At 35.8% G+C, this 13,917-nt stretch carries 13 protein-coding genes and 2 riboswitches; of the genes, 2 read left to right on the top strand and 11 right to left on the bottom strand.

From position 1 onward, the window contains the following. The first annotated feature begins 11 nt into the window (after positions 1-11). Positions 12-260 (top strand): ferredoxin, encoded by a 249-nt coding sequence (locus tag TX86_RS03535; protein ID WP_042346318.1) that lies wholly within the window; start codon positions 12-14, stop codon positions 258-260. A gap of 148 nt (positions 261-408) precedes the next feature. On the opposite strand, the gene TX86_RS03530 is transcribed toward TX86_RS03535, so the two are convergent. The 10 genes from TX86_RS03530 to TX86_RS03485 form a co-directional block, all read right to left on the bottom strand. Then, positions 409-978 (bottom strand): ECF transporter S component, encoded by a 570-nt coding sequence (locus TX86_RS03530; RefSeq protein ID WP_042346316.1) that lies wholly within the window; start codon positions 976-978, stop codon positions 409-411. Positions 979-1,141: 163 nt separating this feature from the next. Further along, a riboswitch (FMN riboswitch) is annotated at positions 1,142-1,292 on the bottom strand. 256 nt (positions 1,293-1,548) lie between these two features. Further along, positions 1,549-2,859: an LLM class flavin-dependent oxidoreductase gene (locus TX86_RS03525; RefSeq protein ID WP_042346315.1), complete on the bottom strand. Its 1,311-nt coding sequence runs from the start codon at positions 2,857-2,859 to the stop codon at positions 1,549-1,551. A gap of 175 nt (positions 2,860-3,034) precedes the next feature. Then, a complete protein-coding gene (locus TX86_RS03520; protein WP_042346314.1) occupies positions 3,035-4,153 on the bottom strand; it encodes an LLM class flavin-dependent oxidoreductase in 1,119 nt (372 codons plus the stop codon). A 35-nt stretch (positions 4,154-4,188) separates the two neighbouring features. Next, the gene (locus TX86_RS03515) at positions 4,189-4,548 is read right to left on the bottom strand and encodes a NifB/NifX family molybdenum-iron cluster-binding protein (RefSeq protein WP_042346313.1); all 360 of its coding nucleotides are present in this window, start codon (positions 4,546-4,548) and stop codon (positions 4,189-4,191) included. A 144-nt stretch (positions 4,549-4,692) separates the two neighbouring features. After that, positions 4,693-5,592 carry a LysR family transcriptional regulator gene (locus tag TX86_RS03510; protein WP_042346312.1) on the bottom strand — a complete coding sequence of 300 codons (900 nt, stop codon included), beginning with the start codon at positions 5,590-5,592 and terminating at the stop codon, positions 4,693-4,695. 34 nt (positions 5,593-5,626) lie between these two features. Continuing rightward, positions 5,627-6,925, bottom strand: coding sequence for an O-acetylhomoserine aminocarboxypropyltransferase/cysteine synthase family protein (locus TX86_RS03505; RefSeq protein WP_042346311.1), 1,299 nt, complete (start codon positions 6,923-6,925; stop codon positions 5,627-5,629). 88 nt (positions 6,926-7,013) lie between these two features. Next, a riboswitch (SAM riboswitch) is annotated at positions 7,014-7,119 on the bottom strand. An 88-nt stretch (positions 7,120-7,207) separates the two neighbouring features. Continuing rightward, the gene (locus TX86_RS03500; protein ID WP_042346310.1) at positions 7,208-7,972 is read right to left on the bottom strand and encodes an ABC transporter permease; all 765 of its coding nucleotides are present in this window, start codon (positions 7,970-7,972) and stop codon (positions 7,208-7,210) included. Positions 7,973-7,985: 13 nt separating this feature from the next. Next, positions 7,986-9,071, bottom strand: a complete 1,086-nt coding sequence (locus TX86_RS03495) for an ABC transporter substrate-binding protein (protein WP_195892854.1) — start codon at positions 9,069-9,071, stop codon at positions 7,986-7,988. Between the two features lie 12 nt (positions 9,072-9,083). Continuing rightward, complete coding sequence (locus TX86_RS03490) at positions 9,084-9,947, bottom strand: ABC transporter ATP-binding protein (RefSeq protein WP_042346308.1); 864 nt, start codon at positions 9,945-9,947, stop codon at positions 9,084-9,086. Between the two features lie 27 nt (positions 9,948-9,974). Further along, complete coding sequence (locus TX86_RS03485) at positions 9,975-11,126, bottom strand: acyl-CoA dehydrogenase family protein (protein WP_042346305.1); 1,152 nt, start codon at positions 11,124-11,126, stop codon at positions 9,975-9,977. A gap of 355 nt (positions 11,127-11,481) precedes the next feature. Between TX86_RS03485 and serA the strand changes: the two genes are divergently transcribed. Next, positions 11,482-13,056 carry a phosphoglycerate dehydrogenase gene (gene serA, locus TX86_RS03480; protein ID WP_042346302.1) on the top strand — a complete coding sequence of 525 codons (1,575 nt, stop codon included), beginning with the start codon at positions 11,482-11,484 and terminating at the stop codon, positions 13,054-13,056. Between the two features lie 47 nt (positions 13,057-13,103). Here the strand turns inward: serA and TX86_RS03475 are convergent, their stop codons facing one another. Then, the gene (locus TX86_RS03475; RefSeq protein ID WP_042346299.1) at positions 13,104-13,790 is read right to left on the bottom strand and encodes a peptidoglycan DD-metalloendopeptidase family protein; all 687 of its coding nucleotides are present in this window, start codon (positions 13,788-13,790) and stop codon (positions 13,104-13,106) included. Positions 13,791-13,917 lie beyond the last annotated feature (127 nt).

Below are 13,917 nucleotides of genomic sequence, written 5' to 3'. Positions count from 1 at the left end.
GAGGTTTTATCATGGCTAAGTATACGATTGTTGACAAAGACACTTGCATCGCTTGTGGAGCTTGTGGAGCAGCAGCGCCTGATATATATGATTATGATGATGAAGGTATTGCTATTGTTATTCTAGATGATAACCAAGGTACTGCTGAAGTTCCTGAGGTTTTAATAGATGATATGATGGATGCTTTAGAAGGCTGCCCAACAGAATCAATTAAGATCGCCGAAGAACCATTTGATGGTGACGCATTGAAATTTGATTAATTGACAATACCACTAAAGGAGTTGTTCAACCAAATTCTTATTTATTTGGTCAGAACAACTTCTTTTCTTATTCTTCCCAAATAAACAATAAAAGCCAGTAATCGTTTGACCTAAACAATTACTGGCTTTACATTTATATTAAATATATTTAGCTTTTAGCTGGCACTAATTTAGTTAACCAACCTTGCAGACGGCTAAATAACAAGATGAATATCGCAGTCATCATTACACCTTTAATTAGGTTAAATGGCAAAATAGCTGTTGTAACAAGCGTTTTTGCATCTCCCATATCCCAATTCATGAAGAATGTATAGGCTGGAAGAATAATTAAATAGTTCATAATTGCCATAAATACAGCCATAACTACTGTACCTGTTACAAGACCAACAACTAATCCTTTTCGGGAGCTTGTTTTCTTATAGATGTAATATACAGGTAAAATATAGGCTAAACCAGCAATAAAGTTCGCAAAGTTCCCAATCGGTACACCAACTTCACTGCCCGTCATTATATAAGCTAAAATATTCTTCATTAGCTCTACGACAATACCAGCAACCGGTCCAAAAATAATCGCAGCAATTAAAGCTGGAATGTCGCTAAAGTCGACATTAAGAAATGCTGGAAATGGAGGCAATGGAAACTCTAATAACAATAATACATAAGCAATACTACTAAACATACCAATCGCTACAAACTTTCTAAGCTTTTGATCCTTCATAAAAAACTCTCTCCTTCTTTTGTGATCTCCTTCACGAAAAGAGGATAGGTCCCCACCATGGCATAAAAAAACCCTTTAGTTTAGTACACTAAAGGGAGAAATTTACCAAGGTTAAATAAACGTGTTACTATACTATTTTAAAAAATAGAGTAAACGCTCGAACCTCCACCTTCTCCCATCCAGACTATACTGTCGGCTTTGGATTTTCACCAAATCAGCTGTGTAACAACGCAGTTGTTGCACAGGTCACGGGCTTAGAAGATACACTCTTCAACACCGTCGGTCGGGAATTTCACCCTGCCCCGAAAGTAGATCTATTATTATTTTATTCGTGACCACTTGTATGGAAAGCAGTATTACTTCAGTACCCTAATCACTAGTTGACTGTCTGCCGCTTCCTCAAATCCCTTCGAGAAAACTTAAGATCTAATGTTATTCTACTAAAATACTACTACTAACTATACAATTAGTCTCTATAATTTTAACATGCTATAAAATCGAAGACAAGAAAAATGTCTATTTTCATCTAAAATTAACAGTTTAAACTATTATTCACATATATTATTATTCTTAAACTTTTTGCTTAATATATACAGATTGCACTTTCGATAAACCTAAATTTCCTCTTAAAGTCATTCCTTCATATTCTTTTCTAAATAAGCCTCTTTGTTGTAAAACAGGAATAACTAAATCAACAAAATCCTCTAAGCCATTCGGATAAAATGGTAGCATTAAATTAAAACCATCCGCTCCTTTATTTACAATCCACTCTTCTAATTGATCAGCTATTTGCTCTGGACTACCAAATATAATACGATGTCCTCTAGAACCAGCGATTCGCAAATATAGTTCCCTTACCGTTAAATTTTCTCGTTTAGCTAAATCAATTATAAGTTGTCTTCTACTTTGGTTCCCGTTTGTTTCTGGTATATTATTTGGTAATCGCTCATCTAAATTAAACCCTGATACATCAAAACCACCTAAATACTCTGACAAGAAATCCAAGCCAATTTCCGGAGTAATTAACTTTTGTAGCTCTTCATATTTGTGACGAGCTTCCTCCTCTGTACGTCCGATATATGGTGATACTCCAGGCATTATTTTCACATCATCTGGAGAACGACCATATTCGACTACTTTTTGTTTTACTTTATTATAAAAACTTTTCGCTTCCTCTAATGTTTGCTGTGCCGTAAATATAACATCCGCTGTTTTGGCTGCTAAATTAATACCATCATCTGATGATCCCGCTTGAATAATCACAGGTCTCCCCTGCGGTGAACGAGATGCATTTAAAGGACCTGTAACAGTATAATATTTCCCCACATGATTCAATGTGTGTAATTTTTCTGGATGAAAATAGATGCCCGCTTCCTTATCACGGATTAAAGCATCTTCCTCCCAACTGCCCCACAGCCCCTTAACTACCTCAACAAACTCTGACGCCTTATCATAACGAAGGGAATGATCTAAATGTGATTGTTTCGTAAAATTACTTGCTTCTGTTTGATAATAAGATGTTACAACATTCCAAGCAGAACGCCCACCACTTAAATGATCAAGAGAAGCAAACTTACGAGCAATATGAAATGGCTCATTATATGTTGTTGTAGCCGTAGCTGCTAAACCAATATGAGTCGTAACAGCTGATAACGCTCCTAATAGTGTAAATGGTTCAAATCTTACTAATTCCGCTGGATGTGAAAGTTGATTAAACGATAATCCATCGCTTAAAAACAACATATCCAACTTTCCTCGCTCTGCTATTTCAGCGATTCTTTGAAAGAAACGAAAGTCTTCACTACCATTTGCTTGCACATCCGGATGACGCCATGATGCAATATGATGCCCCGTCCCCATTAAAAACACACCTAGCTTCATATTTCCAACCCTCCCATAAAGTGAAACTTTAATCGTTTGGGGCGTTCATTCCCCCTACCGATTATTAGTTGAACCAATCGAGTTCTTGACTTGTGCTTAATTCCCCTTACACATCTACGTTTTTTTCTGCTATATCTAAGTGGGAGACATAGCACGAGTTTAAACGTGATAACGTTTAAACCGCTTGCTTGTTCGCTAACAATGCCCGAACCCTCGGAATAATAAGTTCCCCTACTTGTTCAATTGTCTCCAAATGAGGAAATCCTCTTAATAAAATTTTATCTACACCCAGTTCAACATACTCAACAATGCGCTGCGCCACTTGGTCAGCTGATCCAACAAGCGCGATAGAATTGCCGGATAAAACTTGCGTTAAACCAGCCCATAGATTGGGAGCAATAACAAAATTATTCTCTTTCGTACTAGCCATTAAATCATGTAGACGTTTTACACCAACCGCTTCACCTTTTTGCATCTGTTCATTTTTAAGTGTTAATAATGTAGGATCTGCTTTACTTATTAATTTTTCAGCATTTGCCCATGCTTGCTCTTCTGTTTCACCTAATACAACTTGAAAAGAAACACTATAGCTTAATACTCTTCCTTTTTGTTCTGCTAATCGCTTCACTTCATCTATTTGTTGCTTTGTATTCTCTAATGTTTCTCCCCATAACATATATACATCCGCTAAATCAGAGGCTACATCTTTGGCAATTGCCGATGAACCCCCAAAGAAGATTTCTGGCTTCTGTAATGGTTTACGTGCTAAATGCGCCCCTTTTAATTGATAAAATTCACCATTATAATCAAATTCATCTTCGGTAAATAATCTATTTAACACATCAATAAACTCACGTGTACGATGGTAACGATTACTATGTTCAAGAGTATCACCATCACTAGCTAATTCTTTTGATGATCCACCTGTTACGATATTGACTTGTGCTCTCCCTTTTGACCAATAATCTAAAGTAGCAAATTGATTCGCAAAAATCGCTGGCGCTGTAAAACCTGGTCTTACCGCAAAAAGATAATTAATCCTCTCTGTATATGCCGCTAAATGTGACGCAACAACTAATGAATCAAGACAATTACCACCTGTAGGTAGCAATAATGTTGAAAAGCCACCTTTTTCAGCAGCTTGAGCAACTGCCTTTATATATTTTAACGTTGGCTTACGATCCGCCCCTTCGGAAGTTCCAGTCCAACCATTTACATTTTTCGAATCTCCAGTGACCGCACCGACATATTCACTATCACCAGAAGTTGGTGCCATTGTAATAAATTCAACCATTATAATTCCCCCATTAAGTGAATATTTTCTTTCTCTCAGCTTGCCACTATTTCTTCTTGAGGAAGAGTATCGATTACTTGTAACTCTTCATGTTCAACACGCTCTTCAAAATCATAAAATGATGTATTTCCTTCAATTCGGTAAAAACGAATTTGTTCATCTACTGCTTTTTGATAAGATAATTCACAAAACGTTTGTGGAGAAGCTACATAAACCGTTGCACCTTGTTCTATAGCGAATTGTAATGTTGCTCCTCTTCTTCCTTCTTTTAGTCCTAATGCTGGATTAGGGAAGTCTTCGTAGTATTTAGAATTTGAATCATAAATGCGAAGTACCGTTCCTTCTATAATTGGTGTAATGATTTCATCATCATTTATTACTATTGCAATTAACATGAAAAACCCCTACTTTCATCCTTAACTATTCAAAAACACAAGTTAACCACTTGGATTAATATACATTAACTGTAACCCACTTTTTCCGAATTGTATAATTGAAAAAAACGAAGAAATTATTCAGAAAAACGAAAGAGAAAAAACTTAAATTGAAATGCATTCATCAAGCTTTAATCTATTATTAATAACCTCTATTAAATGTTCAATCGCCCTGCCGCTATAGGATCGTTCAGTATTTTTCATAAATCCTACTTTCAACTCGCTATTAAAATCTTCAATTTTTTTAATTACTGTTCCAACTGGGGGTGGTGAAACAGCAATTAAAGGAACAATTGCAATTCCAAAATTACATTGAACATAATGCTTGAGAGCCAGCATATTGCTAACTTCTAAGCCATATTCCGGATTTATTCCCACTTCAATCATCTGCTGCTCAAGATTTCGACGAAACGGGCAATATGAATTAGTTGTTATTAATTGTTCTCCTTCTAAATCTCTTAGTGCAATTCGCTCATTATTAGCTAACCTATGATAAGTTGGCATTAATAAAACAACTTCCTCAGAAAAGATTGGGTCAAAAATAAGTGATTGATTCATTTCAGGTGCTGTACATAACGCTAAATCTACTTCATCTTTCTTCACCATCTCACTCAATACCTTGCTACTTTGAATATGAATACTCAGCTGGACTTTCGGAAACTTTTCAATAAACGAAGACAAGATTAAAGGAATACGAAAACTCGCTGCAGGTTCCATAACACCAAGTCGAATTTGCCCTGATTCCCCATGTACTAAATCTTCCATGGAACTTTGTAAATTCTCAAATCCCTTCAGCAATAAATCACCTTTTTCATTTAACAATCTTCCAGCCTCAGTCAGCTGCAATTTTTTCCCTCTTTCAAGCAATAAGACACCTAATTCTGATTCGAGGCTTTTAATATGCATCGTTACAGTCGATTGAGCATAATTAAGCTCTTCTGCTGCTCTCTGAAAACTCCCTAAACGTACAATTGTTTTAAAGGTTTTAATTGTCTTTAAGTCCATTACTTTACCTCCATTCTTTAAAACATAAGAAACACTATTTTCTCGTAGCTTGTTGTAACGCTTGATTTATATCAGCGAGAAGATCCTCGATATCCTCTAATCCAATTGATAGGCGAATTAATTCCGGCGTAACACCGCTTTTCAATTGTTCTTCTGGTGATAAACGAGAATGTGATGTACTTGCAGGATTGATAACTAATGTTTTCGCGTCACCTACATTTGCCACATGAGATAATAATTGAAGCGAATTGATAAAGATTTTTGCCGCGTCTAATCCACCCTTAATACCAAAGCTAAAAATGGAACCTGCCCCCTTCGGTAAATATCGTGCAGCTAGAGAATTTTGTGCATCGCCTGGTAACGTTGGATAGTTTACCCACTCAACCAACTCGTGATGATTTAAAAACTCTGCTACTTTTTGCGCATTGTTTACATGCTTCTTCATGCGAACCGATAAAGTTTCAATCCCTTGAATAAATAACCAACCATTGAATGGTGACAATGTCGCACCTAAATCATGTCCTAACTCATACCGTGCTTTGACAATAAAAGCTTTTTCTTTTGCAATTTCTAAAAAGGATTCGTTATTCAAGCTTGATTCTGGGGCTGTGAATTCTGAGAAATGGCCATTATCCCAATCGAAAGTTCCACCATCTATAATGGCACCACCAAGCGATGTTCCATGACCACCTATAAATTTGGTTAACGAATGAACAACAATATCTGCACCATGATTAATTGGCTTAATTAAGTACGGTGTAGCAAATGTATTATCAACAACCAACGGAATATGATGTTCTTTTGCTATTTTGCTTAACGCTTGTAAATCTGCTATTTGTAAGCTCGGATTCCCTATTGTTTCTGTAAATAAAGCTTTTGTATTTTCATTAATGGCAGTTGAAATAGCTTGTAAATCACTCCCCTCAACAAAACGAACCTTCACACCTAATCTTGCAAATGTTTTAGAGAAAAGAGTATATGTTCCTCCATATAATGCATTTGTCGCAACAATTTCATCTCCCGCTTTTACAATTGTTAATAAAGCAATAGATACAGCAGCTTGCCCAGATGATACAGCAAATGCACCTACACCATTTTCTAATTGCGCTAACCTCTTTTCTAATACATCGATTGTAGGGTTGGCATTCCTGGAATATAAATAACCTTGACTCTTCAATTTAAATAATGATGCAGCATGTTCCGTATCATCAAACAGATACGATGTTGTTTGATAAATAGGAACAGCTCTAGAACGATTTACAGGATCAACCGTTTGACCTCCGTGTAGCGCAACTGTATCAAAATTCACAAAATCCAATTCTTTATTTGTCATATTTCATTCTCCTTCAGCCATTATTCATATCAAAAAAACTCTCCTTACCTACGAGATAAGAAGAGTGTAAAAGTCTCACATAACACGCATCTTATCTTTCAATCATGTGATTGCTGGAATTGGCACAGTACTTATTTAGTAAGCCTTTTGCCGAGACTTCAAAGGACCAGTTCCTCCATCTCTCTTGATAAGAAAATAAATTAAATTATTCACATCATATTACTCGGTTTAAATATACTAATAATTCCAATAATTGTCTAGTGTATTTATAATTAAATTCATTTAATTACCTTTTATATTCGTCCAGAACAATAAACGTTTTCTTATCTTTTCAAACAAAAGCATAAACACAAGAATCACTATACTATTAAAAAAAATCCCTGCTAGAACATGGTCATACTGAGAGAAATCTGTATAATATTGAATGAAATATCCCATGCCAGATTCAGCACCAAACATTTCGGCCATCGTTAAAATCAGAAATGATAAACCTAACGCAGAGCTTGCTCCACTTAATATATGTGGTGAACTTGCCGGAAGAATCACTTTAAATAAATAATCCCCTCCTTTTAATCCAAGTGTTTTAGCATTATCTAAATAATGCTTTTCAATTAATATGACACCTTGAATCGTTCCTAAAAAAATGGGCCAAAAAGAACCAAGAAATATTAAAAACACAGAGGCTGACTTAAAAGTCGGTAGTAATGCGATTGCATATGGAATAAAAAGCGTTGGTGGAATCGGACTTAATGTGTGAAAATAGGGCATGAAAATTTGGCGTATGCGATCCTTTAAACCAAAATATACACCACCAACAATCCCAAGAATTAATGCAGCTGCATAACCAGGTAATAACAATCGCATCGAGCTTCCAAAACCTTGAATTAATTCACTACTTTTTTCAGAGAAAGCTTTTAAAACTGTAATCGGTTTTGGAAAAATAACTGGATTTAAAAATCCACCATACGTCGTGCATACAACCCAAATGCCTAGCACAACAATTCCAATACTAATTGTAATTGCATATCGGCGTATAAATTCCTTCATTTCTCAACCCCCATTAAGCATTTTGTGCTTTAGATTTAATTAACTGCTCTTTATAATACGAATCTGTTGGGTTTTCTTCTATTAATTCATTTAAAGCTCTTTCATATAATTCAACATTGATATATTCATTAATATTAAGTTTCTCGACATCCTTTACATAACCGATTTCTTTCATTTGCTCCCACATTTCTAAAACACCTGATTTGTTTGGATCTGCTGAATAATGGGAATGTTCTTCATTTACGATTTGATCAACTGTTTTATCATCTAATTTCAAATGTGTTTTTGCCGCAGCTACTGCTTTCTCAGGATGCTCTATTTTCGTACGCTCCGCTTGAATTAATCCTTTTAGAAAACGCTTATATGCTTCACCATTATCTTCCTTTAATAATTCCTTCTTTGTTACAACTCGGCAGCAAACATGTGTTGGATTCAAATCATTGCTCCAACCAATTGCCACAAGCCCTGACTCAAGAGCTTTTGAATATACAGAGTTAGCAGCAACAGCAACATCTACTTTCCCTGATGAAACTGCTTCCAGTAACATACCACCCGTTTTAAATTCAACTATGTCCAAATCTTTCTTCCAATCGATTCCTGCCCCCTCAAGCGCTGAACGAAAAACGATATCAGAAGTAAACAATCGAATAGTTCCTACTTTTTTCCCTTTATAGTCTTGTAATGTCTTATATTTATCTTTATTCTCTTCTTTTACTAGAATGGGATGACCACCTTCTAGATGGCCTCCAATAATAGAGAAATCTGATCCATTAGCAATAAAGGTTAATGGCCCTGCGGTTCCAAAAGACAAACCAACATCAATCTTTCCTGATTGTAATCCGTTTAAACCGTCTGCTGAACTAGCAAAAGGCACAAGATTCACTTTTACCCCTTCTTTTTCAAAGAAACCTTCTGCGACACCAACATCTAATAAAGGCGCACCACTTGCTTGGGCATAACCTACATTAATTTCATACTTTCCTTTTGAATCGACTTTACCTGTACTCTTTTCACTATTATTACCACATGCCGAAAGTAGCATAATAATAGCAATTAATAGAAGTAAGCTCCTACCTTTAACACAACTCTTCATTTTCATTCCATCCCCTTCTTAAATTCCTTCACCATATGAACGTATTTCATTCCCCTCTTCCAAATTATCTAATAATCCCCTGTTCATTACAGTCAAAATATAATCCCTGAATCTCATAAATTCTTTACTTTCAAATAATAATTTTCGATTGCGCGGCTTCTTAAAAGGCACATCCACGCTAGTTGTTATAGCTCCCTCAGCACCAAGTGAAAACATTATGATTCTATCAGCTAAATAAATAGCTTCATCTGCATCATGAGTCACAAAGACAATCGTGCGTTGTTGGTCTCGACTAATTTGCAATAATAGATTTTGCAGATGAACACGTGTTACTGGATCTAAAGCACCAAATGGTTCATCCATTAACAATAAATCCGAACCAAAGGAGAGTGCTCTAGCGATTGCGGCACGTTGCTTCATACCACCAGACATTTGCCCAGGATATTTTTTCACAGCTTGCCCTAACTGAACGAGCCCTAAATATTCACTCGCAATATGCCTTAATTCTTTTTTAGATTTCGTATTCTTTACTTTTTGTTTTAAAGCCAAAACGATATTATCTTCAGCTGTTAACCAAGGAAATAATGAATAATCTTGAAATACAACACCACAATCTGGTTGCTGATTGGTCAAAGTTTTCCCATCAATAATTATTTCACCACTTTTCGGTTCATCAAGGCCCGCCATTAGGCGAAGAAAAGTACTTTTTCCACAGCCACTCGGCCCCATTAAAACAAGAAATTCACCTTCTTTCACTTCTAAATCGATACTATTTAATATGGTTACATCATCATAGCCAAAAGTAATCGACTTGGCTTCAATCTTTCTATTTGACTCCTTTGCTTCTTCTACTATCACTTGTTTTTCAAGAATTTGAGCCATTCCAATGCCTCCTCACTATTCACCCATCTATTGTTCGTGTAATACCTTATTACCTAGCTCTTGAATCGTTACATCAACTGGAACATGCAAGCTCAGCGTACGTATATTTCTCCAGAAGCGATCGTAACCATATTCATTAGCTGTCGCTCTACTTCCCATCACTTCAAACATACGTGAAGTAATATCAAGACCTACTTTTGTACTGTATATTTTCGCCGATGCTACCGCATAATCTAATGCATCTCGTTCATCTTCAGTTACTTTCTTACCTTTATCCCATAGCCTTTGAAAAATTTTATTTGATTTTTCAACCAATAACCTAGCAGCCTCAACTTCCACGTAAAACTCACCATAATGTCTTTGAATGTTTGGATCTTCAATCGCTGATTGATAAAGTGTTGAGCGTGCTCTTGTTTTTGATTTTGTGTATCTCTTTGCTTCTTCGAGTGCTCCTTCTGCAATACCAAGATAAATATGATTTAAAACAAAATTACCAAGATTTATTCGCAGTTTGGAAAATTCATCACGGTTATAACCGCCTTGTAAAATCTCTTCGTTTTTCACTCGTACATTCGTAAACACAATCGTTCCACTATCTGTTTGTCGTTGACCAAAATTATCCCAATCATTATTTACAATCACACCTTCACGATTTGTTGGAATAACAGCAATCAGCGGATCTACTTGTTCATCTAAACGAGCTGACACAAGTAAATAATCAGAATCAACACTTCCAGAGCAGAAGGTTTTTACACCATCAAGATATACTCCGTCTATTGCTTTTCGGGCGTATAGTTTAATATCAACTGGGTTAAACGCATTTCCCCAAAACCAATTCTTTTCAGCTGTTTCACGATAATAAAATTCTTGCTGCGCTTGATTTCCGCAAAGATAAGGTGTAATCAAATTCACAAAATGATAACCGTACAGATGAGCTAAAGAGCTATCCACTTTAGCAAAAGTTCGAACAATTTGTAGTACATCTATCCAATTTCCTCCTAAACCTCCGAATTTCTCAGGGATTAGCACCTTTAATAGACCACTTTTTCGAATTAACTCTCTTTCTACCTTGGCATTTCCCCCTTGTCGATCTCTTTCTGTTGCCGTTTCATAAAAAGTTTTAGCTAATGAATTCGCAATATCTTGAACTGATGTTCTAACAACTGTTACGCTCTCCATTTTTATATCTCCCTTCCATATTTCCTCTACAATAAACCAAGTAAATCAATGTGATTAATTAAATGAATGATTGATGAATATCATAAAGCAAATTTTGGATTTTGTATAATTAAAAAAATGAAAGAAATCCTTCATTTTTTTTGAACCCATTTTGAAAGTTTTTATGTTATTAAGAAGAAATCAGAAAATGATAGATTCATCAAAGCTTTCTTTTAAAATAATTTTCAAAAATTCATGCATTTAAGCGCTTTCAGTCACCAGTAGTAAATTGACATGCTTTTTCTTGTTCTGTAGAATTAAATTTAATAGTTATATTTTTTAAAAAATTTCATATATTCATAGGATGGTGTTCTTGGTGTACAAAATATTAGTCGCTGATGCTATTAAGCCTGAGGGATTAACTCCACTTCTTCAAGCTTCTGGAATTGAATTAATTCAAGAAACTGTTGAAGAAGCAGCTGACAAGCTAAACGTTATCGATGCTATTTTAGTAAGAAGTGCTACAAAAGTGACAGAAGAATTAATGGACAAAATGCCAAACTTAAAGATTGTTGCTCGTGCTGGTGTAGGGGTAGACAACGTTGACATTCCAGCTGCTACAAAGCGTGGTATTGTTGTTGTAAATGCTCCAGACGGTAATACAATCTCAACCGCTGAACATACATTTGCCATGATGTCTTCATTAATGAGACATATTCCACAAGCTTATGCTTCTATTAAAAAAGGTGAATGGAAACGTTCAGCTTTCGTTGGAACTGAATTGAACGGGAAGAATTTAGGGATTGTCGGAATGGGTAGAATCGGAGCAGAAATTACAAAGCGTGCTAAAGCGTTTGGTATGAACGTATTTGCTTTCGATCCTTTCTTAACAGATGAAAGAGCTAAACAATTAAATGTTGTTTCTTTATCTATCGACGAGCTTGTTGAAAGAGTGGATATCATCACAGTACACACTCCACTAACAAAAGAAACTAGAGGATTAATTAACAAAGAACGTTTATTAAAAGCTAAAAAAGGCATTTATGTTCTGAACTGTGCTCGTGGCGGTATCATTGATGAAGATGATTTATATGAGTGCCTAGTACAAGGACATGTTGCTGGAGCAGCTTTAGACGTATTCGTTGAAGAGCCTGCTACTAACAATAAATTACTAGAATTAGATTCAGTTATCGCAACACCTCACTTAGGAGCTTCTACGAAAGAAGCACAACTTAATGTTGCTGTTCAAGTAGCTCATGAAGTATTAACTTACTTAAACGGAAATCCTGTTTCAAATTCTATTAATTTACCTGCTATTTCTAAAGCAGTATTTGAAAAAATTCAACCTTACTATAGCTTAGCTAAACAGTTAGGTAGCATCGCTTCACAAAGCGTTAAAGAAGGCGTTAAAGAAATTTCTGTAACATATGCAGGTTCAGTGCTCGATTTCGAAAGCAGCTTATTAACAAAGAGCATCATTTCAGGCTTCTTAGGAGCTAGAGTTGATCAACCAGTTAATGAAGTAAACGCTATGATGATCGCTCAAGAACGAGGCATCACTATCGGAGAAAAAATTTCTCAAAATACTTCTGGCTACAGCAACTTAATTACAGTTACTGTAAAAGGTGATAAACAACAATTAGAAATTAAAGGAACTTATGTTGATAACTACGGTTCACGTATCGTTAGCTTAAATGGCTTTGCGATTGATTTCATTCCAGAAGGTAACCTTCTATATATCCAACACACTGACCGTCCTGGTGTAATCGGTCGTGTAGGTAAAGTATTAGGTGATCATTCTGTAAATATCGCGACAATGCAAGTTGGACGTAAACAACTTGGCGGAGATGCTGTAATGGTTCTTTCAATCGATAAAGCTCTTTGCGATGATGTTCGTGGAAAATTATTAGAATTAGACGATATTACATTCATGCATAGCATTTCACTTTAATACAACAAAAAGAGGCTGAATCATTTCAGTCTCTTTTTTCATCGAGCTTAATTTATTAGCAGCATTTGATTTACATAAATGGCATCGGATACTAATTTGTTATTCTCTTTCAACCGTTGAACAGTTATTCCATATTTCTCACTGATGCTCCACAGTGTTTCTCCTTCTTTTACAACATGCTTATTCCTATGTAATGACATAGCCTCAACTGCTTTCTTTGATGCCCATTCGCTCTCTTGCTTATGTAAAACAATTAATGGATTAATCGCATTTTCTTTGGCAACTGACCAATGTCGTTTATGAACTTCAAAATGTAAATGAGTTCCACTTGAGTTCCCTGTATTCCCCATCTTTCCAATTACTTGACCTTGGTTCACATCATCACCTTCACTTACTAAACGTGTGTTCAAATGAGCATAAACAGTCTCATATCCTTCCTCTTGATGAAGGATAAAAACAACATGTCCATATGTATTCGAATAATATGATTTACTAACAATCCCTTTGCTCACTGCTTTTATATTAGTATTAACTACTCCAGCTATATCAATCCCTTTATGCTCTCCACCTCTACTTCCAAAATAATCACTAATAGCCCCCTCAACTGGCCAAACCCAGTTTTCAGGTAACTCCTGGATTGTTGCGGCTTTCTTTACCGTCCCTCCAACAAACATCAATCCAATACATACAGCAATAATTAGTACGACTAGAAGTCTTCTTCCATAATCGAGCATACATTTCCTCCTAAAGATCTGTTCTTCGTATATTATGTGGACTTGTCCACTGATAGAACAATCTATTGTCCCTCAAACAATTTAAGGTCACAGTTACTAGACTTCACCGAACTTTGGATAAATATAC

Origin of the sequence: Bacillus massiliigorillae, assembly GCF_000380245.2 — a bacterium.
GTDB lineage: Bacteria > Bacillota > Bacilli > Bacillales > DSM-1321 > Bacillus_AD > Bacillus_AD massiliigorillae.
The sequence above is the reverse complement of the archived record's forward strand: the minus strand, read 5'-3'. Positions and strand labels throughout refer to the sequence as shown.